Genomic DNA, 22,072 nt, shown 5'->3' with positions numbered 1-22,072 from the left:
CGTGTGCGCTGCAGTGTACGCGCGCCCTGCCCGTCGCCATCCGCGAATGTCAGGACACGCGGCGCTCGGATTTCGCGTCGAACAGATGCGCGTCGTTGGCCGACCAGCTCAGGTGCACCGTCTCGCCGACCTGTTGGTGCACCTTGCCGGGCACGCGCGCCATCATCTTGCCCATCGCGGTCTCGACCAGGACGTAGGTCTCGGGCCCGGTCGGCTCGAGCAGGCTGATCGTGCCAGGCAGGCCGGCGTCGCTCAGCGTCAACGCCTCGGGGCGCAGGCCGTAGAGGATGCCGTCGGCGTGGCCATTGCCGACGGCGCCGCGCTGCTCGTCCGTGAGCGCGAGGTCGATGCCGTGCGAGGCGAAGCCGTTGGCGGCGCGCTCGCCGCTGACGATGTTCATCGCCGGCGAGCCGATGAACTCGGCCACGAATCGGGTCGCGGGCCGGCTGTAGATGTCGTCGGGCGAGCCCAGCTGCTCGATCAGGCCGCCCTTCATCACCGCGATGTGGTCGCCCAGCGTCATCGCCTCGACCTGGTCGTGGGTGACGTAGACCGTGGTCACCTGAGCCTTGTTGTGCAGGTGCTTGATCTCGGCGCGCATCTCCACGCGCAGCTTGGCGTCGAGGTTGGACAGCGGCTCGTCGAACAGGAACAGCGTCGGGTTGCGCGCCAGCGCGCGGCCCATCGCGACGCGCTGACGCTGGCCCCCGGAGAGTTGGCCGGGCTTGCGGTCGAGCAGGTGCTCGATCTGCAGCATCTTCGACACGCGCTGGATCGCCGCGTCACGTTCGTGCTTGGGCACGTTGCGCATCTCCAGACCGAAGCTGATGTTCTGCGCCACGTTCATGTTCGGGTACAGCGCGTAGCTCTGGAAGACCATCGCGATGTCGCGGTCCTTGGGCAGCGCGTGCGTGACGTCGCGCCCGCCGATGTGGATCTCGCCCTCGGTCGGCTTGTCGAGTCCGGCGATGATATTCAGCAGCGTGCTCTTGCCGCAGCCGGAGGCCCCGACCAGGATCAGGAAGTCGCCGGCCTCGACCTCGACGTCGATGCCCTTGAGGATGTGCACGTTGCCGTAGCTGCGGCGGACGTTGCGAATTGATAGTGCGCCCATGATGCTCAACCTTTCACGGCGCCGGCGGTGAGGCCGCGCACGAAGTACTTGCCTGCGACGATGTAGACGATCAGCGTGGGCAGGCCGGCGATCATCGCCGCGGCCATGTCCACGTTGTATTCCTTTACGGAGCTCGTCGTGTTGGCCAGGTTGTTCAGGCCCACGGTGACCGGCTTGCTGTCCGCGCCGGTGAAGACGATGCCGTAGAGGAAGTCGTTCCAGATGTTGGTGAACTGCCAGATCAGCGTGACCACGGTGATCGGCGTGGACAGCGGCAGGATGATGCGGAAGAAGATGCGCCAGAAGCCCGCGCCGTCGAGCATCGCCGCCCGCACCAGCTCGTCGGGCAGGCCGACGTAGTAATTGCGGAAGAACAGCGTCGTCGAGGCCATGCCGGCGATCACGTGCACCAGCACCAGGCCCCACAGCGAGCTCGCCAGGCCCAGCCAGCCGAGCACCTGGCTCATCGGAAGCAGCACCACCTGCATCGGCATGAAGACCCCGAACAGCATCAGCGCGAACACCAGCTCGCTGCCGCGGAAGCGCCACTTCGACAGCACGTAGCCGTTGATCGCACCGATCAGCGTGGAGATCAGCACCGCCGGGATGACCATGACCACCGAGTTCATGAAAAAGGGCCGCAGTCCGCCGCAGTCGACGCCGGTGCAGGCATGGCTCCAGGCCTTGCTCCAGGCGTCGAAGCTCGGTGCGGTGGGCAGCGACAGCAGGTTGCCCTCTCGGATCTGCGCCATGTCCTTCAGCGAGGTCGTGACCATCACGTACATCGGCAGGAGGTAGAACAGCGCGAACAGCAGCAGCACCGACCACAGCGCCGCGCGCTGCCAGTCGAAGCGGGACGGGGAAACGGTCGCGGCACTCATTTCTTGGCCCTCAATTCGGAGTAGAGGTAGGGCACGACGATGGCCGCCACGGTGGCCAGCATGATCGTCGCCGAGGCGGCACCCAGACCGATCTGGCCTCGCGAAAACGCCATCGTGTACATGAACGTGGCCGGCAGGTCGGTCGCGAAGCCGGGGCCGCCGGCAGTCAGCGCCATCACCAGGTCGAAGCTCTTGATCGCCAGGTGCGCCAGCACCATCAGCGTCGAGAAGAACACCGGCCGCAGGCTGGGGATGATGATGCGCCAGTAAATGCGCGGCAGGCTCGCGCCGTCGATCTGCGCGGCCTTCAGGATCGAGTCGTCGATGCCGCGCAGTCCGGCGAGGAACAGCGCCATGACGAACCCGCTGCTCTGCCAGACGCCGGCGATGACGATCGTGTAGATGGCGCGGTCGGGGTTGATCAGCCAGTCGAAGGCGAAGCTCGTCCATCCCCACTCGTGCATCACCTTCTCCAGGCCGAGGCCGGGGTTGAGGATCCACTTCCAGGCGGTGCCGGTGACGATGAAGCTCAGCGCCATCGGGTAGAGGTAGATGGTGCGCAGCGCACCCTCGGTGCGGATCTTCTGGTCCAGCAGGATGGCCAGCAGCAGCCCGATGGCCATGCCGAGGAAGATGAACAGGCCGCCGAAGATGGCCAGGTTCTTCAGCGCCACCCACCAGCGTTCGCTCTCGAACAGGGTGACGTACTGCTCGATGCCGACGAACTCGTAGTTCGGCAGCAGCCGCGAGGCCGACAGCGAGAGATAGCCGTTCCAGGCCATCAGGCCGTAGATGAACAGGAACGACACCACGAAGGAGGGCGCCAGGACGAGGCGGGGCATCCACTCGGACAGTCGTGCGGCGGCGGAGACGGACGCAGTCGAGCGAGCGCCGCCCGCGCCGAGGGCGGGTGAGGACATCGGATCCACCTCTTCAGGATGGAGGGGAGGGCGGAGCGCGGCGCGGCCGCGCCCCGGACGGTGGACGCGGTGTCTTACTTGGTCTTCGCTGCCGCGGCCAGCTTGTCCATCGCCGCCGCCGCCGTCATCTTGTCGTCGTTCCAGAACTGCGAGACGACGTCCTTCATCGCGCCTTCGACAGCCGAAGGCACGGCCATGCCGTGGGCGATCGAGGGCACCAGCGAACCGGCCTTGTTGCTCGCCACGAAATCGGCCGCGGAGGTCTTCGCGCAGTCGTCGAACTTGTCCAGCTTCATGCCCAGGCGCACTGGGATCGAGCCCTTGTTCAGGTTGAACACTTCCTGGAACTCGGGCGACATGATCGCCGCGGCGAGGTCCTGCTGCGCCTTCTGGTTGGCCGCGACCTTGAGCTGGAACAGCGCGAAGCTGTCGACGTTGTAGGTGAACGACTTGGCCGTGCCGGGGGCGGCGACGCAGACGAAATCCTTTCCTGGCGCCTTGCCGGCGGCGATGAACTCGCCCTTGGCCCAGTCGCCCATCAGCTGCATGCCGGCCTCGCCCTTGATGACCATTGCCGTGGCCAGGTTCCAGTCGCGGCCCGGGGCGTTCTTGTCGGTGTAGCTCTTCACCTTCTTGAAGGTGGTCAGCACCTTCTCCATTGTCGGGCTCTTCAGCGAGCCGGCATCGAGCTGAACCATCGCCTTCTTGTAGAAGTCCGCGCCGCCCACGCCGAGCGCCACGCTCTCGAAGGTGGTGAAGTCCTGCCAGTTCTGGCCGCCATGTGCGACCGGGACGATGCCGGCCTTCTTCAGCGCCTCGGCGGCGGTGAAGAACTCGTCCCAGGTGGTCGGCATCTTGGCGCCGGCCTTCTTGAACGCCTCGGGGTTGGCCCACAGCCAGTTCACCCGGTGCACGTTGACCGGCGCAGCGACGTAGTGCCCCTTGTACTTGAGGCCATCGGCGACGACCTTCGGCAGCAGCTCGTCCCACTTCTCGGCCTGCGCGACGCTGTCCATGTTGGCCAGCACGCCTTCGCGCGCCCACTCCTGGATCGACGGGCCCTTGATCTGCGCGGCGGCCGGGGCGTTGCCCGAGACCACGCGAGACTTCAGCACCGTCATCGCGGCGTCACCGCCGCCGCCGGCGACCGCGAAGTCCTTCCAGGTGTGACCCTTCTTCTGCATCGACGCCTTCAGCTCGGCGGCGGCCTTGGCCTCGCCCCCCGAGGTCCACCAGTGCAGCACCTCCACCTCGCCCGCCCGGGCCAGGCTGGCACTCATCAGGCCGGCAGCGGCCAGCGACAGGGAAATGCGGGTCATCGACATTCTTGTCTCCTCAGGATTCCGGTTTAGGAAATGTTCAGCTTGTTGAATCAAGCGGGCCCGATGTTAAAGAGGCGTTAATGTTTCAACAAGAGTACGTTCACCCCGGACTTTCCCTAGGTGCCCAGGCGTCGATCAGGCCGCGAGGCGCGGCAGCCGCATGCGTACGCACAGGCCGCGCGGCACCGCGCCTTCGAGCGTCACCTGGCCGGCGTGGCGCTCGGCGATCTCCTTGACGATGGCCAAGCCCAGGCCGCAGCCGTCGCCCTGCATCGTCGCGCGGGCGAAGCGCTCGAACACGCGCTCGCGGTCGGCGGGGGCGATGCCGGGGCCGTTGTCCTCCACCTCGACCAACGCGTCCTGACCGAGCGCGCGCACGCGCACGGTGACGCATGCGCCGCGTCCGGCGTAGCGGATCGCGTTGTCGACCAGGTTGGAGATGGCCTCGCGCAGCAGCAGCGGATTGCCCATCACCGTCATCGGGCCCGTGCCGCCGTGCTCGAAGCCGAGGTCGACACCGGCATGGCGCGCGCGTGGCACCCATTCCGCGGTCAGCTCGCCGGCCAGCTTCACCAGCTCCACCTTGGAGCGGCCCTGCGCTGCGGCGGACTCCGGCTCGGCTCGCGCCAGCGTGAGCAACTGGTTGACCAGGTGCGCGCTGCGCGTGGCGCTCTCGTGCACGCGCAGCAGCCGGGCGCGCAGCGCCGGGTCGGTGGCCTCGTCGAGCGCCAGCTCGGTCTGGCTCTTCAGGCCCGCCAGCGGCGTGCGCAGCTGATGCGCCGCGTCACTGATGAAGCGGCGCTGGCCGCTCACGCTCTCGTGCACCGCGGCGAGCAGGGTGTTGATCGCCTTGGCCAGCGCATGCACCTCGCGTGGTGCCGCCTCCAGCTTCAGCGGGGCCAGGTCGTTGGGCGCGCGGTCCTCGACCAATGCACGCATGCGCGCCAGCGGCGCCAGGCCGGCGCGGATGCCGGCCCAGACGATCATCGACATCAGCGCGATCAGCACCGACAGCGGCAACGCGGTGTCGAGAAGGATGCGGCCGGCGAGCTGCTCGCGGCTGGCGCGGCTGCGCGCCACCTGCACGAGCATGCTCTGCGGCGTGTCCGCTTCTCCGTAGGAGAGGTACAGCGCGGCCACGCGCACGTCCAGCCGCAGGCTGCCCTCGCCCATCGTGCCGTCGTAGAAGTACGGCTGGCCGTGGCGTGGCGAATCGATCGCCGGTGGCGGCGGCAGGCGGTGGTTGCCGAGGATGAACTGTCCCGGCGGCGTGCTCACCATGTAGTAGACGCGGTCGTCCGGGTCGGCCTCGATGATGTCCTGCGCAGCGCGTGGGAAGTCGATGAACAGACCGTTGCCGATCGGCTTGACCTGGCGTGCGAGCGCCCTCGACGCGGTCGACAGCGAGGCGTCGATGGCCTGGTTGGCGTAGCGCGCAGTGAGGTTGTAGGTGAAGAAGGCGCCGGCCAGCCACAGCACCAGCTGAGGCAGCAGCAGCCACATCAGCAGGTGGCGGTGCAGCGAACTGGTGCCCGGCGTGACGCCGGGAAGGCGGCGCAGCGCGTGCTTCAGAGACTCGACCATCGAAGGCTCACGCGTCGCCTTCCTCGAGCAGGTAGCCGAGGCCGCGCACCGTGCGGATGGCGAGCCCGGAACCCTCGAGCTTGCGGCGCAGGCGGTGGATGTAGACCTCGATCGAGCCGGCACCTGACTCGCTGCGTTCGACGGACCAGCTCTCGGCGATCTGGTCCTTGGTGACGACGCGGTCGCGTTGGGTCAGCAGCAGATCGAGCAGCATCCACTCGCGCGGCGACAGGTCGATCAGGGTGCCGTCGATGGTCGCGCGGCGGGCGTCGCGGTCGAAGCTCAAGCGCCCGAGCTGCTGTGCCGACGAGGCAGGTCCGCCGCGGGTGCGGCGCAGCAGGGCGCGGATGCGTGCCTCCAGCTCGGGAAAGTCGAAGGGTTTGGTGAGGTAGTCGTCGGCGCCGGCGTTGAGCCCGGCGACGCGGTGCTCCAGCCCGTCCAGTGCGGTCAGCACCAGCATGGGCAGGGCCGGCTTGGCGGCGCGCACCCGCTTCAGCACGGTCAGCCCGTCGACCATGGGCAGGCCGAGGTCGAGCACGCCGACGTCGAAATGCTGACGCAGGAGCAGGAATTCGGCCACCGCGCCATTCGGCGCGACCTCCACCTCGAAGCCGGCCTTGGCCAAGCTGGCGCTCAGCGCATCGGCCAGGATGGCGTCGTCCTCGGCGAGCAGCAGTTTCATGCCCGGAAGCTTAACGGATTAACGAAGAATTAACTCTCCTTGAATACCCGGCGGTGCGACACTGCCGCCCCGACCGCTTCTGAAAGCCCCTGCGATGCACCCCCACGCGCAGCTGATCGAGCGCTTCTATGCCGCCTTCGCGCGGCGCGACTGGGCCGGCATGGCGGCCTGCTACCACCCCGAGGTGCACTTCAGCGATGAAGTCTTCGACCTGCATGGCGCCGACGCCGGGGCGATGTGGCGCATGCTGGTGACCAGTGGCCGCGACCTGAGCGTCGACGCCAGCGGCATCGAGGCCGACGACCGCTGCGGCCGCGCCCACTGGGACGCGCGCTACACGTTCAGCGCCACCGGGCGCAGGGTGCTCAACCGCATCGACGCCCGCTTCGAGTTCCGCGACGCACTGATCGTGCGGCATGTCGACCGCTTCGACTTCTGGGCCTGGGCGCGGCAGGCGCTGGGTCTGCCCGGGCTGCTGCTCGGCTGGTCGAGCTTCCTGAAGGGCAAGGTCAGGGCGCGGGCGGCGAAGAGCCTCGAGGCGTTCAGGCGCAGCCTCGCAGCGGGCTGATCAGCACTCGACGATGTTCACCGCGAGGCCGCCGCGCGCGGTCTCCTTGTACTTGGACATCATGTCGGCGCCGGTCTCGCGCATCGTCTTGATGACCTTGTCCAGGCTGACATGGTGGTTTCCGTCGCCGCGCAGCGCCATGCGTGCGGCGTTGATCGCCTTCACGGCAGCTATCGCGTTGCGCTCGATGCAGGGGATCTGCACCAGGCCGCCGACCGGATCGCAGGTCAGCCCGAGGTGGTGCTCCATGCCGATCTCGGCGGCGTTTTCCACCTGCGCCGGTGTGCCGCCCAGCACCGCGCACAGTGCGCCGGCCGCCATCGAGCAGGCCACACCCACCTCGCCCTGACAGCCGACCTCGGCGCCGGAGATCGAGGCGTTCTCCTTGTAGAGAATGCCGATCGCCGCGGCGGTGAGCAGGAAGTCGATCACGCCGCGTTGCCCGGCGCCAGGGACGAAGCGCGCGTAGTAGTGCAACACGGCCGGCACGATGCCCGCGGCGCCGTTGGTCGGCGCGGTCACGACGCGGCCGCCGGCGGCGTTCTCCTCGTTGACGGCGAGTGCGTAGAGGTTCACCCAGTCGAGCACCTGCAGGGGATCCCGCAATGCGGCCTCCGGGTTGCTGCACAGCTGGCGGTGCAGGTCCTGCGCGCGCCGGCGCACCTGGAAGCCGCCGGGCAGCGTGCCGCCGGTCTCGCAGCCGCGCTTCACGCAGGCCTGCATCACCGCCCAGATGCGCAGCAGGCCGGCGTCGATGTCGGCGTCGCCGCGCCAGTGGCGTTCGTTGCGACGCATCAGCTCGGCGATGCTGCAGGCCTGGCGTTCGGCCAGAGCCAGCAGTTCCGCGCCGCTGCGAAAGGGGAAGGGCAGCACCGTGGCATCGGGCGCGATGGCCTTGTGCTTGGTGCCGTCGGCCGCCAGTTCCTCGCTGACCACGAAGCCGCCGCCGACCGAGTAGTAGCTGCGTTCGGCCAGCACGGCCCCGGTAGCGTGGAAGGCCTCGAAGCGCATCCCGTTGGCGTGGAAGGGCAGGGTCTCGCGCCGATGGAAGATCAGGTCGGTCTTCTCCGCGAAGGCCATCGTGTGCGCGCCGAGCAGGTTCAGCCTGCCCGAGCCTCGAACCGACTGCAGCAGCGCCGGGATGCTGTCCACGTCCACGCTGTCCGGCTCGTGGCCCAGCAGGCCGAGCAGCACCGCCTTGTCGCTGCCGTGGCCCCGACCGGTGGCGCCCAGCGAGCCGTACAGCCGCGTGACCACGCGGACCGTCGCGCCGAGCTGGCCGTCGTGCTGCAGGCGCAGCGCGAACAGTCGCGCCGCACGCATCGGGCCGACGGTGTGCGAGCTCGACGGGCCGATGCCGATCTTGAACAGGTCGAACACCGAGACGGCCATGAGCGTGCCGGCCTCAGCTCGCCAGCTCGGACATCGGCACGCAGGAACAGAACAGGTTGCGGTCGCCCCAGACGTTGTCGACGCGGCCCACCGGCGCCCAGTACTTCGAACGCTTCAGCGAAGCCACCGGATAGGCGGCCTGCTCGCGGCTGTAGGCATGCGGCCAGTCAGCCTTCAGCAGCGCTTCGGCGGTGTGCGGCGCGTTCTTCAACGGGTTGTCCTCGCGCGGCCAGGCGCCGGACTCGACGTGCCCGATCTCGGCGCGGATGGCGATCATCGCGTCGCAGAAGCGGTCCAACTCGGCGAGCGATTCGCTCTCGGTGGGCTCGACCATCAGCGTGCCGGCGACCGGGAAGCTCAGCGTAGGCGCGTGGAAGCCGTAATCGATCAGGCGCTTGGCGACGTCTTCGGCGCTGATGCCGCTGGTCTCCTTCAGCGGGCGCAGGTCCAGGATGCACTCGTGCGCCACGCCGCCGCCCTGCAGCCCGGCGATCTCGCCGCTGAAGTGGATGTCGTAGTGCTGCGACAGGCGCGCCGCCACGTAGTTGGCGGCGAGGATGGCCGACTCGGTGGCCGAGCGCAGGCCCTCGGCGCCCATCATGCGCACGTACATCCACGAAATCGGCAGCACCGCAGCGTTGCCCAGCGGCGCCGCGCTGACGGCGCCCACCTGCCGATCCGTGCCGAGCCCGGCGCTGCGGTGGGCCGGCAGGAAGGGCACCAGGTCCTCGACCACGCACACCGGTCCGACGCCGGGACCGCCGCCGCCGTGCGGGATGCAGAAGGTCTTGTGCAGGTTCAGGTGGCTGACGTCGCCGCCGAACTCGCCCGGCGCGGCCACGCCGACCAGCGCGTTCATGTTCGCGCCGTCGACGTACACGCGGCCGCCGAACGAGTGCACCAGCGCGCACAACTCCTTCACGCGCGCCTCGAACACGCCGTAGGTGGAGGGGTAGGTGATCATCACGCAGGCCAGTCGCTCGCGGTGCTGCTCGCACTTGGCGCGCAGGTCGCCGAGGTCGACGTTGCCCATCGCATCGCACTTGACCACCACCACCTGCATGCCGGCCATCTGCGCACTGGCCGGGTTGGTGCCGTGGGCGGACTCGGGGATCACGCAGATGTCGCGCTGCGCATCGCCGCGCGACTCGTGCCAGGCCTTGATGACCAGCAGCCCGGCGTACTCGCCCTGCGAGCCGGCGTTGGGCTGCAGGCTGATGCCGGCGTAGCCGGTGGCCTGCGACAGCCAGCTGCACAGCTGCTCGTTCAGCAGTGCGTAGCCGGCCAGCTGGTCCTGCGGCGCGAAGGGGTGCACGTCGGCGAACTCCGGCCAGGTGATGGGGATCATCTCGCTGGTCGCGTTCAGCTTCATCGTGCAGGAGCCCAGCGGGATCATGGTGCGGTCGAGCGCGAGGTCCTTGTCGGCCAGGCTGCGCAGGTAGCGCAGCATCTCGGTCTCGCTGTGGTAGCGGTTGAACACGGGGTGGCTGAGAAAGGCGCTGCTGCGCGCCAGCGCCGACGGAATCAGCGGCGCGATGCCTTTCTCGAAGGGCGCGAAGTCGGGCAGCGGCTGGCCGCCGGCGAACAGCGACCACAGCAGCGCGATGTCCTCGCGCGTCGTGGTCTCGTCGAGCGTGATGCCGACGCCATCGGCGCCCGCGCGGCGCAAGTTGACGCCGGCGTCGCGCGCGGCCTGCAGCACGGCTTCGGTGCGCTCGCCGGTGGCGACGACGATCGTGTCGAACGCCGCGTCGTCACCGACCGTCGCACCGAGCTGCTTCAGGCCGGCGGCGAGCACGGCCGTGAAGCTCGCGACGCGTCGGGCGATGCGCTTCAAGCCTTCGGGGCCGTGGTAAACGGCGTACATGCTCGCCACCACCGCTGGCAGCACCTGCGCGGTGCAGATGTTGGAGGTGGCCTTCTCGCGGCGGATGTGCTGCTCGCGCGTCTGCAGCGCAAGGCGGTAGGCCGGCGCACCATGCGCATCGACGCTGACGCCAACCAGCCGGCCGGGCATCTGGCGCTTGAATTCGTCGCGCGTGGCCAGGTAGGCGGCGTGCGGGCCGCCATTGCCCATCGGCATGCCGAAGCGTTGCGTGGTGCCCACCGCGATGTCGGCGCCCATCTCGCCCGGCGGCGTGAGCAGGGTCAGCGCCAGCAGGTCGGCGGCGACGATGGCCAGTCCGCCATGGCCGTGCACCGCGTCGATGATCGGCTTGAGGTCACGCACCGTGCCGTTCACGCCCGGGTACTGCAGCAGCACCGCAAAGGCCTCGGTCGTGCCGGCCTGCTCGGCTGGGCCCGTCACCACCGCCACGCCGATCGGCTGGGCCCGCGTGCGCACCACTTCCAGCGTCTGCGGCAGCACGTCGTCGGCCACGTAGATCGTCTGCGACTTGCTCTTGCCGACGCGCAGCGCGAGGGTCATCGCCTCGGCGGCAGCAGTGGCCTCGTCGAGCATCGACGCGCCGGCGATGGCCAGGCCGGTGAGGTCGCAGACCATGGTCTGGAAGTTGACCAGTGCCTCCATGCGGCCCTGCGAGATCTCCGCCTGGTAAGGCGTGTAGGCGGTGTACCAGGCCGGGTTCTCGAGGATGTTGCGCAAGATGACGCCCGGCGTGTGCGTGCCGTGGTAGCCCTGGCCGATGAAACTCTTCAGCAGACGGTTGCGCGAGGCGATCTGCTTCAGCTCGGCGAGAGCCTGCGCTTCGGTCAGCGGCGCCGGCAGGGCCATGGCCGCGGCACGCCGGATGGCGGCGGGCACGACGGCGTCGATCAGTGCGCGGCGCGAGGCGGCGCCGATCGCCGACAGCATGTGGCGCGCGGCCGCGTCGGTGATGCCGACGTGGCGTGCAACGAACTCGGTGGCGTTCTCCAGCTCGCGCAGCGGCTGGTGGGCGGACATCAGCATGGGGCTTCCTGGTCGGGGGGCTCGGGCTCAGGCGGTCTTGAGCAGCTTGTCGTAGGCAGGGGCGTCCATCAGCTGGTCGAACTCGGCCATGCCGGCTTCGGAGATGTGCACCTTGAAGAACCAGCCGTTGCCCAGTGGATCCGAATTGGCGAGCGACGGATCGGCGCGCAGCGCCTCGTTGACCTCGACGACCTCGCCGCTGACCGGCATGTAGAGGTCGGCCGCGGCCTTCACCGACTCGACCACGCCGGCGACCTCGCCCTTCTTGAAGGTCTTGCCAACCTCGGGCAGATCGACGAAGACCACGTCGCCCAGCGCGTCCTGCGCGTGGTGGGTGATGCCCACGGTGGCGGCCTCGTGGTCCTCGATGTTGATCCACTCGTGGTCGGGGGTGTACATCGTCGTCATCGGTGTTCTCCTCGGGTTGGCGTGACGGTTCGGGATTCAGCCGCGGAAGTAGCGGTGGGGGGCGAACGGCATGGGGCTGACGCGCATCGGCTGACGCTTGCCGCGCACCTCGGCGTAGACCTCATGGTTGGGCAGCGCATGGTTCGCGGCGAGGTAGGCCATCGCAATCGGCTTGCCGACGCTGGGCGCGAGCGTGCCGCTGGTGACGTGGCCGAGCTTGTGACCCTTCGCGTCGACGATCACCGCGCCTTCGCGCACCGGCAGGCGCTCCAGGCCGACGAGGCCGACGCGCTTGCAGGCCGGCCCGGCCGACAGTTGGGCGTCGATCGCCGCAGCGCCGGGGTACCCGCCGTGGCGTGCACCGCCGCTGCGGCGCACCTTCTGGATCGCCCAGGACAGGCCGGCCTCGACCGGTGTGGTCTTGTCGTCGATGTCGTGGCCGTAGAGGCACAGGCCGGCTTCGAGGCGCAAGGTGTCACGTGCGCCCAGGCCGGCCGGCTTGACCTCCGGCAGCGCCAGCAGCGCCTTGGCCAGGGCCACCGCCCGATCTGCCGGCACCGAGATCTCGTAGCCGTCCTCGCCGGTGTAGCCGGAGCGGGTGGCGAAGCAGTCGATGCCGGCGATGCGCACGAAGGTGCCGCTCATGAAGACCAGCGGGCGCAGATCGGGCGCGAGCCGGCCGATCGCCTCGGCCGCCTTCGGGCCCTGCAGGGCGAGCAGCGCGCGCTCGGGCATCGGCTGCACGGTGCAGCGGTGGCCGATGTTCGTCTGCAGATGGCGGACGTCGGCGTCCTTGCAGCCGGCGTTGACGATCACCAGCCAGTCGCTGTCGCGCCGCGTGATCATCAGGTCGTCGAGGATGCCGCCGGCCGCGTTGGTGAAGAAGCCGTAACGCTGGCGGCCCGGCGCGAGGCCGGCGACGTCGACCGGCACCAGCGACTCGAGGGCGGCCGCGGCGTCCTCGCCGACCAACCGCACCTGGCCCATGTGGGACACGTCGAACAGCGCTGCCGACTCGCGACAGTGGCGATGCTCGGCAAGAATGCCCGCCGGGTAGCTGACCGGCATCTCGTAGCCGGCGAAGGGCACCATTTTGGCGCCGAGTTCGAGGTGCAGGGCATGCAGCGGGGTCTTCTGCAGCGGGGTGTCGGACATGTTCGCCTCCTGGCGACGCGTTCGAGGGCCTTTGCCAACCCCGGCACGGACCATGCCATGCCGGGTGCCATGCCCTCTCTGTCCGCTTTACCTGAGAGATTGACGGTCGCCGCAACCGATGCGTCCGCTTGCCCCTTCGGTGGGCCCGCTCGCGGCGGACCTCTCTCCAGCGAGGAAACGCCTCGCTTTTCTGCGCGGCGCGTGCCAGTCCTTTTGCCTGAGCGTTCGAACCGGGCCCAAGGGAATCGGTTCTGCGCCTTCGGCGGCTTCACGCGGAAGCTCTCTCCTGGCGGCGGCCAGTGTAGCAGTGGCGGCCCGGATAATCGACGCCATGACAGCTGCAGACGAATGGTTGATGGTCGAGTCGCTCGACCTCGAGGCGCAGGGCGTGGCACACAACGCCGAGGGCAAGGTGGTGTTCATCGAAGGTGCACTGCCGGGCGAGGTGGTGCAGGTCACGGTGCAGCGGCGCAAGAACAACTGGGAGCAGGCCTCCGCGGTGGCCTGGCGGCGCGAGAGTTCGCAGCGCGTGCGGCCCCTGTGCCCGCACTTTGGCACCTGCGGCGGCTGCAAGATGCAGCACCTGCACGTGGCGGCGCAGGTGGCCACCAAGCAGCGCGCGCTCGAGGATGCGCTGTGGCACCTCGGCAAGGTGAAGGCCGAGCGATGGCTGCGCCCCATCGAAGGGCCGGCCTGGGGCTATCGCTACCGCGCTCGGTTGTCGGTGCGCTTCGTCGCCAAGAAGGGCAAGGTGCTGGTCGGCTTCCACGAGCGCAAGTCGAGCTACGTGGCCGACATGGAGCGCTGCGAGGTGCTGCCGCCGCACCTGTCGGCGCTGCTGATGCCGCTGCGCGATCTGGTGGCGCACATGGATCAGCGCGATCGCCTGCCACAGATCGAGGTGGCAGTGGGTGACATGGTCACCGCGCTGGTGCTGCGCCACCTGGAGCCCTTGTCGCCGGGCGACCTGGAGCGGCTGCGCGCCTTCGCTCGCGATCACGGCGTGCAATGGTGGTTGCAGCCGAAGGGCCCCGACTCGGTGCATGTGCTCGACGAGGGCGGCGCGGAACTGGCCTACTCGCTGCCCGAGTTCGGCGTCGTCATGCCCTTCAAGCCGACCGACTTCACGCAGGTGAACCACCAAATCAACGGCGTGCTGGTGTCGCGCGCGCTGCGACTGCTCGAAGCGCAACCGGGCGATCGAGTGATCGACTGGTTCTGCGGCCTGGGCAACTTCACGCTGCCGATCGCGCGCGGCGTCCGGGAGGTGCTGGGCGTCGAGGGCAGCGAGGCGCTGGTGCAACGCTCGCGCGAGAATGCTCGGCGCAACGGCCTGGCGGAGCGCACGAGCTTCGAGGCGCGCAACCTGTTCGAGCTGGCGGCTGGCGATCTGGTCGCCTACGGCGTTGCCGACAAGTGGCTGGTCGACCCGCCGCGCGAAGGCGCCTTCGCACTGGCCAAGGCGCTGGCCGAATTGCACGCCGACGCCGCGCTCGCGCCGGGGTGGACGCCGCCGCGGCGCATCGTCTACGTGAGCTGCAATCCGGCCACCCTGGCGCGCGACGCCGGGCTGCTGGTGCACCAGGCGGGCTACCGCTGCATGGCGGCAGGGGCGGTGAACATGTTTCCGCACACCGCTCACGTCGAGAGCCTGGCCGTCTTCGAGCGGAGCGACATCCGGTGACCTCGTCCATCAGCATCCCGCTGTGGCTGTTCGTGCTGCTGCTCTTGCTGGCCGCGGCGGCGGCGCTGCAATGGCTCCTGCTGCCGGGCGTGCGCTGGGTCGTGCGGCGCAAGGTGCGCGGGGTGCTCGACGAGATCCAGTTGCGGCTGAAGATCGATCTGCCGCAGTTCAAGCTGACACGCCGACGCGCCTTGATCGACCGGCTCATGAGCGACCCGCGCGTGCTCGCTGCCGCGCATCGGCATGGCCTCGAGAGCGGCAAGCCCGCCGCCGACGTGACGCGTCAGATGCTCGGCTACGCGCGCGAGATCGTGCCGGCCTTCAACGCCTACGTGTATTTCCGCGTCGGCTATTGGCTGGCCAAGACTTTCGCGCAGTTGGTCTACCGCGTGCGCCTGGGTTACACCGACGACGCGGCGATCGCGGCGATCAACCCGAAGTCCACCGTGGTGTTCGTGATGAACCACCGCAGCAACATGGACTACATCCTGGTGTCCTTCCTCGCCGCCGAGCGCGTGGCGCTGAGCTACGCGGTGGGCGAGTGGGCGCGCATCTGGCCGCTGCAGGGACTGATCCGCGCGATGGGCGCCTACTTCGTGCGCCGCAACTCCGGCGATCCGCTCTATCGCATGGTGCTGCAGCGCTACGTGCAGATGGCCACCGAAGGCGGCGTGCCGCAGGCCATGTACCCCGAAGGCGGCCTGTCGATCGACGGCAGGCTGCGCGAGCCCAAGCTCGGGCTGCTCGACTACATGCTCAAGGGCTTCAATCCCGAGGGTGAGCGCGACCTGGTGTTCATCCCGGTGGGCATCAACTACGACCGCGTGATCGAGGACCGCAGCCTGCTGCGCAAGCTCGACGAGGCGTCGCCGCGCGGCAGCCTGTGGCGCACGCTGCGCATCACCGGCGCCTACCTCGGCCGGCAGTTCGTCTTCACGCTGCTGGGGCGCCGCTACCGCTTCGGCTACGCCTGCGTCAACTTCGGCCGGCCGCTGTCGATGCGTGCCTGGGTGCGGGAGCACGGCGTCGACTTCCGCGGCCTGACCGACGCGCAACGCCGCGAGGCGGTCGGCGAGGTTGGCCGGTCGCTGATGGCGACGATCGGTCGCACGGTGCCCGTGCTGCCGGTGCCGCTGGTGTCGCGCGTGCTGCTCGAGGACACGCGGCGCGCCTGGTCCGAACTGGAGTTGAAAGCGGCGGTGCACGCGCTGATGGACCGTGCCGAGGCGCAGGGCGCTCACGTCTACGTGCCCCGCAGCGACCGCGACTACGCCATCTCCGTGGGCTTGCGCATGCTGACGCTGCGCCACCTGGCGCTGCAGGACGATGGTCTCGTGCGCGCCAATCCGGCCGAGGCGCGCGTGCTCGCCTATTACGCCAACTCCATCGACCACCTGTTCGAGCCAGCAAGACAAACGGGGCCCGAGGGCCCCGTTTGACGGCGACTCAGCCTGCGTCGATCACTCGCTGCTGCCGCCGATGCCGAACAAGGCGAGCAAGGCCTGGAAGACGTTGTAGATGCTCAGGTAGACGCCCAGCGTGGCGCTGATGTAGTTGGTCTCCAGGCCGTCCTGCACACGCTTCAGGTCGTACAGGATGAAGGCCGAGAAGATGCCGATCACCAGCACCGACAGGGTGATCATGAGCGCGCTGGACTGGATGAAGAAGTTGGCGATGCCGGCCACCAGGACCATCACCGCGCCGATGAACAGCCACTTGCCCATCGCCGACAGGTCGCGCTTGATGATCGTGGACAGCGTGGCCATGCCCAGGAAGATCGCACCGGTGCCGGCGAAGGCCATCATGATCAGGCTGGCGCCGTTGGTCAGGCCGAGCACGGCGCCGACGAGGCGGGACAGCATCAGGCCCATGAAGAACGTGAAAGCCAGCAGCACCGGCACGCCGGCCGCCGAGTTCTTCGTCTTCTCGATCGCGAACATGAAGCCGAACGCGCCGGCCAGGAACACGACCAGACCGACCCCCGGCGACATCGCCCGGGCGAGTCCGGTGGCCACGCCGAGCCAGGCGCCGAGCACCGTCGGCACCATCGACAGCGCGAGCAGCCAGTAGGTGTTGCGCAGTACGCGGTTGCGCTGCTCCACCGACACGCCGGTGCCGGCATATCCGTAAGCAGCTTGCAGGCCTTGATTCATGAAACCTCCGTGGGGGTTGTGGACGCTGTCTGTGACAGATATGAAGCATTCTAGTTCCCACCACTTGCGTACAGAAAGACCGTACGCGCCATGGCGGAATCGGCGCCGTGCAAGCGCGATAGAGTTCGCGCTGCGCACCTTTCCGGCACACCAACAGCCAATTTCTTCACGCATCATGAACAACAAGCCGACCCTGACCCTGGAAGACGTCAAACGCATTGCCGCGGCCGCCGAAGCCGAAGCGCTGGCCCACCACTGGGCGGTGAGCATCGCCGTCGTCGACGACGGCGGCCACCTGTTGTGGCTGCAGCGACTGGACGGCGCCGCGCCGATCTCGGCGCAGATCGCGCCGAACAAGGCACGCACGTCGGCCCTCGGCCGACGCGAAAGCCGCATCTACGAGGAAATGATCAACCAGGGCCGCGTCTCGTTCCTCAGCGCGCCGGGACTGGAAGCGCTGCTCGAAGGCGGCGTGCCGATCATGGTCGAGGGCCAATGCGTCGGCGCGGTGGGCGTCAGTGGCGTGAAATCGAGCGAAGACGCGCAGATCGCCCGTGCCGGCATCGCCGCGCTCGGTCTGGCGACCTGAGCAGCCAGGGTGGAAGTGGTCGCTCGGCTATAATTTTGCGGTTTTGCTTCTTCCACCCGCCCAGCGATTCTCTCGCTGATTCCGACGGAAACCCCCTCGGTCTTCCTGCCGGCGCATTCTTCGCGAACGCCGGCTTCGGCTTCGACGAGCCGAGCTGGGCGCGCACACTCGAACGGAGATCCCGGTGCCGCCGCAACTGCTGTCCCCACAAGCCCAGGCGATCCTGGCTCTCGCAGACGGCACGATCTTTCAAGGCATCTCGATCGGCGCCCCCGGCCGCACCGTCGGCGAGGTGGTGTTCAACACTTCGTTGACCGGTTACCAGGAAATCCTCACCGACCCGAGCTACTGCCGGCAGATCGTCACGCTGACGTATCCGCACATCGGCAACTACGGCGTCAACGGCGAGGACGTCGAAGCTGCGAAGGTGCATGCGGCCGGCCTGATCATCAAGGACCTGCCGGTGCGCGAGTCCAACTTCCGCAGCACCGCTACGCTCAGTGACTACCTGAAGCGCGAAGGCACGGTGGCCATCGCCAACCTCGACACCCGCCGACTCACACGCATCCTGCGCACGCACGGTGCGCAGAACGGCTGCATCCTCACGCTGCCGCAGGGGGAGAGTCTGAGCGCCGCGCATCGCGAGCAGGCCGTGGCTGCCGCCCAGGGTGCCCCCAGCATGGCCGGCCTCGACCTTGCCAAGGTCGTGAGCTGCACCGAGCGCCACGAGTGGAAGGAAACGGCCTGGTCGTTGGGGGACGGCTACGGCACGCTGGCGCACGCGAAGTTCCACGTCGTCGCCTACGACTTCGGAGTCAAGTACAACATCCTGCGCCTGCTCGCCAGCCGCGGCTGTCGTGTCACCGTGGTGCCGGCGCAGACGCCGGCCAAGGACGTGCTGGCGCTGAAGCCCGACGGTATCTTCCTCAGCAACGGTCCCGGTGACCCGGAGCCCTGCGACTACGCGATCGCCGCCACGCGCGAACTGATCGATGCCGGCATCCCGACCTTCGGCATCTGCCTCGGCCACCAGATCATGGCGCTGGCCTCGGGCGCGAAGACGTTCAAGATGAAGTTCGGCCATCACGGCGCCAACCATCCGGTGAAGGACCTCGACAGCGGCCGCGTCAGCATCACCAGCCAGAACCACGGCTTCGCGGTGGACGAGAGGTCACTGCCCAAGACCCTGCGCGCGACGCACGTGTCGTTGTTTGACGGCACCCTGCAGGGCCTGGCGCGCACCGACAAGCCCGCCTTCTGCTTCCAGGGCCACCCGGAGGCCTCGCCCGGACCGCATGACGTCTCGTACCTGTTCGACCGCTTCGTTGGGCTGATGGAGAAGAACTGACATGCCCAAGCGCACCGACATCCACAGCATCCTCATCATCGGCGCCGGCCCGATCATCATCGGCCAGGCCTGCGAATTCGATTACTCCGGCGCGCAGGCCTGCAAGGCGCTGCGCGAGGAGGGCTACCGCGTCATCCTCGTCAACAGCAACCCGGCGACGATCATGACAGACCCGGGCATGGCCGACGCGACCTACATCGAGCCGATCACCTGGCAGATGGTCGAGAAGATCATCGCCAAGGAGCGCCCCGATGCCCTGCTGCCCACGATGGGCGGGCAGACCGCGCTGAACTGCGCGCTCGACCTTCACAAGTACGGCGTGCTGGCCAAGTACGGCGTCGAGATGATTGGTGCGAACGAACACGCCATCGAAAAGGCCGAGGACCGACTCAAGTTCAAGGACGCGATGACCGGCATCGGCCTGCACTCGGCCAAGTCGGGCATCGCGCACTCGATGGAAGAAGCTCTCGACGTGCAGCGCCGCATCGCCCAGGAGATCGGCGGGACTGGCTTCCCGATGGTCATCCGCCCGAGCTTCACGCTCGGCGGCACGGGCGGCGGCATCGCCTACAACCCGGAAGAGTTCGAGGAGATCTGCAAGCGTGGCCTCGACCTGTCGCCGACCAGCGAACTGCTCATCGAGGAGAGCCTGATCGGCTGGAAGGAGTACGAGATGGAGGTGGTCCGCGACAAGGCGGACAACTGCATCATCGTCTGCTCGATCGAGAACCTCGACCCGATGGGCGTGCACACCGGTGATTCGATCACCATCGCGCCAGCGCAGACGCTGACCGACAAGGAATACCAGCTGATGCGCAACGCCTCGATCGCGATCCTGCGCGAGATCGGCGTGGACACCGGCGGCTCGAACGTGCAGTTCTCGATCAACCCGGCCAATGGCCGCATGGTCGTGATCGAGATGAACCCTCGCGTGTCGCGATCCTCGGCGCTGGCCTCCAAGGCCACCGGCTTCCCGATCGCCAAGGTGGCCGCCAAGCTGGCGGTGGGCTACACGCTCGACGAGCTGAAGAACGACATCACCGGCGGCGCGACGCCGGCCTCGTTCGAACCGAGCATCGACTACGTCGTCACCAAGATTCCGCGCTTCGCCTTCGAGAAGTTCCCCGCCGCCGATTCGCGGCTGACCACCCAGATGAAGTCGGTGGGCGAAGTCATGGCGATGGGTCGGACCTTCCAGGAAAGCTTCCAGAAGGCGCTGCGCGGCCTGGAGACCGGCATCGACGGTCTGACCGAGCGCAGCGCCGACCGCGAGGAGATCGTGCAGGAGATCGGCGAGCCCGGGCCCGAGCGCATTCTCTACGTGGCCGACGCCTTCCGCATCGGCATGACGCTGGACGAGATCTTCGAGGAGACCTCGATCGACCCCTGGTTCCTGGCGCAGATCGAGCAGATCGTCGCCACCGAGCGGGCGGTGGATGGCCGCACGCTGGCCAGCCTGACGGCCGAGGAACTGCGCTTTCTCAAGCAGAAGGGCTTCTCCGACAAGCGCCTCGCGACGCTGCTGGGCACCAACCAGCATCACGTGCGCGAGGCGCGCCATGCGCTGGGGGTGCGTCCGGTCTATAAGCGCGTGGACACCTGCGCGGCTGAGTTCGCGACGCAGACCGCGTACATGTACTCGAGCTACGAGACACTGGACGGCGAGTGCGAAGCCAACCCGAGCGACCGCAAGAAGATCATGGTGCTGGGCGGCGGGCCGAACCGGATCGGCCAAGGCATCGAATTCGACTACTGCTGCGTGCATGCGGCGCTGGCGATGCGCGAGGACGGCTACGAGACCATCATGGTCAACTGCAACCCGGAGACCGTTTCGACCGACTACGACACTTCCGACCGGCTCTACTTCGAGCCGGTGACGCTGGAGGACGTGCTGGAGATCGTCGACAAGGAGAAGCCGGCCGGCGTGATCGTGCAGTACGGTGGCCAGACGCCGCTGAAGCTGGCGCTCGACCTGGAGCGGGCCGGCGTGCCCATCGTCGGCACCAGCCCGGACAGCATCGACATCGCCGAGGACCGCGAGCGCTTCCAGAAGCTCCTCCACGAGTTGGGCCTCAAGCAGCCGCCCAACCGCACCGCGCGCACCGAAGAGGCCGCGCTGTTGCTGGCCAACGAGATCGGCTACCCGCTGGTGGTGCGCCCCAGCTACGTGCTCGGCGGCCGCGCCATGGAAATCGTGCACGGCGACAAGGACCTGGCGCGCTACATGCGCGAGGCGGTGCAGGTGTCGGAGAAGTCGCCGGTGCTGCTGGACCGTTTCCTCGACGACGCGATCGAGGTCGACGTCGACTGCATCGCCGACGGCAGCGACAGCGCGGATGGCGTGATGATCGGTGGCATCATGGAGCACGTCGAACAGGCTGGCATCCACTCGGGCGATTCGGCCTGCTCGCTGCCGCCGTACTCGCTGCCGACGCATCTGCAGGACGAACTGCGTCGCCAGACCACGCTGATGGCGCGCGCACTGAAGGTGAAGGGCCTGATGAACGTGCAGTTCGCCATCCAGGGCGACATCGCTGGCGACGGCAGTGCGGCCACGGTCTATGTGCTGGAGGTGAACCCGCGCGCCTCGCGCACGGTGCCGTTCGTCTCCAAGGCCACCGGCCAGCCCCTGGCAAAGATCGCGGCGCGCTGCATGGTCGGCCAGACGCTGGCGGGGCAGAAGGGAGCCAACGGGAAGGCACCCGGAGAAGTGATTCCGCCGTACTTCAGCGTCAAGGAAGCGGTCTTCCCGTTCAACAAGTTCCCCGGTGTCGACCCGATCCTCGGCCCGGAGATGCGCTCCACCGGCGAGGTGATGGGCGCGGGCGCGACCTTCGGCGAAGCCATGCTGAAGAGCCAGCTCGGCGCCGGCTCGCGCCTGCCGCGCCAGGGCACGGTGTGCGTCACCGTGAAGAACAACGACAAGGCGCGCGCCGTGGCAGTCGCCCGCGACCTCCACGCGATGGGGTTCCATCTGGTCGCCACCAAGGGCACGGCGGCGGCCATCGCCGAGGCCGGCGTGCCGGTCAAGCCGGTCAACAAGGTCAAGGACGGCCGTCCGCACATTGTCGACATGGTCAAGGCGGGCGAGATCCAGCTCGTCTTCACCACCGTGGACGAGACGCGTACGGCCATCGCCGACTCGCGCCATATCCGCCAGGCGGCACTGGCCCACCGCGTGACTTACTACACCAGCATGGCCGGCTGCGAGGCTGCGGTCGAGGGCATGAAGCACCAGGCCGGCTTGGCGGTGAAGTCCCTACAGGAACTGCACGCGGAACTGCACTAGACTGCAGAGGATTCTTCACGGCCGCCGCCGGAACCTACCGGCCGCGGCTTCGTTTTTTGCGGCAAGGCCAGA

Annotated in this window: 17 protein-coding genes and 2 riboswitches; of the genes, 6 read left to right on the top strand and 11 right to left on the bottom strand. The window is 68.2% G+C overall.

The annotated features are described in order from the left end of the window. Positions 1 to 49 precede the first annotated feature (49 nt). The 6 genes from Q0599_RS12845 to Q0599_RS12820 all read right to left on the bottom strand — a co-directional run bounded on the left by Q0599_RS12845 (position 50) and on the right by Q0599_RS12820 (position 6,503). Positions 50 to 1,114, bottom strand: coding sequence for an ABC transporter ATP-binding protein (locus Q0599_RS12845; RefSeq protein ID WP_298829986.1), 1,065 nt, complete (start codon positions 1,112 to 1,114; stop codon positions 50 to 52). Between the two features lie 5 nt (positions 1,115 to 1,119). Continuing rightward, positions 1,120 to 1,995, bottom strand: a complete 876-nt coding sequence (locus tag Q0599_RS12840) for a carbohydrate ABC transporter permease (protein ID WP_298829985.1) — start codon at positions 1,993 to 1,995, stop codon at positions 1,120 to 1,122. Next, positions 1,992 to 2,837: a carbohydrate ABC transporter permease gene (locus tag Q0599_RS12835; RefSeq protein WP_298829984.1), complete on the bottom strand. Its 846-nt coding sequence runs from the start codon at positions 2,835 to 2,837 to the stop codon at positions 1,992 to 1,994. The genes Q0599_RS12840 and Q0599_RS12835 overlap by 4 nt, the downstream gene beginning before the upstream one ends. Positions 2,838 to 2,989: 152 nt before the next feature. Continuing rightward, on the bottom strand, positions 2,990 to 4,234 hold the full coding sequence (locus Q0599_RS12830) for an ABC transporter substrate-binding protein (protein ID WP_298830465.1): 1,245 nt from the start codon (positions 4,232 to 4,234) through the stop codon (positions 2,990 to 2,992). Between the two features lie 138 nt (positions 4,235 to 4,372). Continuing rightward, on the bottom strand, positions 4,373 to 5,821 hold the full coding sequence (locus tag Q0599_RS12825) for a sensor histidine kinase (RefSeq protein ID WP_298829983.1): 1,449 nt from the start codon (positions 5,819 to 5,821) through the stop codon (positions 4,373 to 4,375). A gap of 7 nt (positions 5,822 to 5,828) precedes the next feature. Then, positions 5,829 to 6,503: a response regulator transcription factor gene (locus Q0599_RS12820; RefSeq protein WP_298829982.1), complete on the bottom strand. Its 675-nt coding sequence runs from the start codon at positions 6,501 to 6,503 to the stop codon at positions 5,829 to 5,831. Positions 6,504 to 6,597: 94 nt separating this feature from the next. Between Q0599_RS12820 and Q0599_RS12815 the strand changes: the two genes are divergently transcribed. Beyond that, the gene (locus Q0599_RS12815) at positions 6,598 to 7,071 is read left to right on the top strand and encodes a nuclear transport factor 2 family protein (protein ID WP_298829981.1); all 474 of its coding nucleotides are present in this window, start codon (positions 6,598 to 6,600) and stop codon (positions 7,069 to 7,071) included. On the opposite strand, the gene Q0599_RS12810 is transcribed toward Q0599_RS12815, so the two are convergent. From Q0599_RS12810 to gcvT, 4 genes are read right to left on the bottom strand one after another with little or no spacing between them, the layout of a single operon-like run. Continuing rightward, the gene (locus Q0599_RS12810) at positions 7,072 to 8,463 is read right to left on the bottom strand and encodes an L-serine ammonia-lyase (RefSeq protein WP_298829980.1); all 1,392 of its coding nucleotides are present in this window, start codon (positions 8,461 to 8,463) and stop codon (positions 7,072 to 7,074) included. A 13-nt stretch (positions 8,464 to 8,476) separates the two neighbouring features. Beyond that, positions 8,477 to 11,374, bottom strand: a complete 2,898-nt coding sequence (gene gcvP, locus Q0599_RS12805) for an aminomethyl-transferring glycine dehydrogenase (protein WP_298829979.1) — start codon at positions 11,372 to 11,374, stop codon at positions 8,477 to 8,479. Positions 11,375 to 11,401: 27 nt separating this feature from the next. Further along, positions 11,402 to 11,782: a glycine cleavage system protein GcvH gene (gcvH, locus tag Q0599_RS12800; RefSeq protein WP_298829978.1), complete on the bottom strand. Its 381-nt coding sequence runs from the start codon at positions 11,780 to 11,782 to the stop codon at positions 11,402 to 11,404. A gap of 36 nt (positions 11,783 to 11,818) precedes the next feature. Then, entirely contained in the window at positions 11,819 to 12,937 is a 1,119-nt protein-coding gene (gene gcvT / locus Q0599_RS12795) for a glycine cleavage system aminomethyltransferase GcvT (protein WP_298829977.1), read from the bottom strand. A gap of 68 nt (positions 12,938 to 13,005) precedes the next feature. Then, a riboswitch (glycine riboswitch) is annotated at positions 13,006 to 13,117 on the bottom strand. A gap of 15 nt (positions 13,118 to 13,132) precedes the next feature. Continuing rightward, a riboswitch (glycine riboswitch) is annotated at positions 13,133 to 13,236 on the bottom strand. A 32-nt stretch (positions 13,237 to 13,268) separates the two neighbouring features. On the opposite strand from gcvT, the gene rlmD reads away from it, so the two are divergent. Next, a complete protein-coding gene (rlmD, locus tag Q0599_RS12790; RefSeq protein ID WP_298829976.1) occupies positions 13,269 to 14,621 on the top strand; it encodes a 23S rRNA (uracil(1939)-C(5))-methyltransferase RlmD in 1,353 nt (450 codons plus the stop codon). After that, positions 14,618 to 16,060: a 1-acyl-sn-glycerol-3-phosphate acyltransferase gene (locus Q0599_RS12785; RefSeq protein WP_298829974.1), complete on the top strand. Its 1,443-nt coding sequence runs from the start codon at positions 14,618 to 14,620 to the stop codon at positions 16,058 to 16,060. Before rlmD ends, Q0599_RS12785 begins: the two co-directional genes overlap by 4 nt. A 21-nt stretch (positions 16,061 to 16,081) precedes the next feature. On the opposite strand, the gene Q0599_RS12780 is transcribed toward Q0599_RS12785, so the two are convergent. Further along, complete coding sequence (locus Q0599_RS12780) at positions 16,082 to 16,774, bottom strand: Bax inhibitor-1/YccA family protein (RefSeq protein WP_298829973.1); 693 nt, start codon at positions 16,772 to 16,774, stop codon at positions 16,082 to 16,084. 175 nt (positions 16,775 to 16,949) lie between these two features. Here Q0599_RS12780 and Q0599_RS12775 point away from each other — a divergent pair, with 175 nt between their 5' ends. From Q0599_RS12775 to carB, 3 genes are all read left to right on the top strand, one after another. Continuing rightward, positions 16,950 to 17,363: a heme-binding protein gene (locus Q0599_RS12775; protein WP_298829972.1), complete on the top strand. Its 414-nt coding sequence runs from the start codon at positions 16,950 to 16,952 to the stop codon at positions 17,361 to 17,363. 184 nt (positions 17,364 to 17,547) lie between these two features. Then, complete coding sequence (gene carA / locus Q0599_RS12770; RefSeq protein ID WP_298829971.1) at positions 17,548 to 18,711, top strand: glutamine-hydrolyzing carbamoyl-phosphate synthase small subunit; 1,164 nt, start codon at positions 17,548 to 17,550, stop codon at positions 18,709 to 18,711. Between the two features lies 1 nt (position 18,712). Next, positions 18,713 to 22,000 (top strand): carbamoyl-phosphate synthase large subunit, encoded by a 3,288-nt coding sequence (gene carB, locus Q0599_RS12765; protein WP_298829970.1) that lies wholly within the window; start codon positions 18,713 to 18,715, stop codon positions 21,998 to 22,000. The last annotated feature ends 72 nt before the right edge of the window (positions 22,001 to 22,072 follow it).

This window comes from uncultured Piscinibacter sp., from assembly GCF_937952055.1.
Taxonomy (GTDB): Bacteria; Pseudomonadota; Gammaproteobacteria; order Burkholderiales; family Burkholderiaceae_C; genus Piscinibacter.
This window is presented reverse-complemented; position numbering and strand designations above follow the sequence as displayed.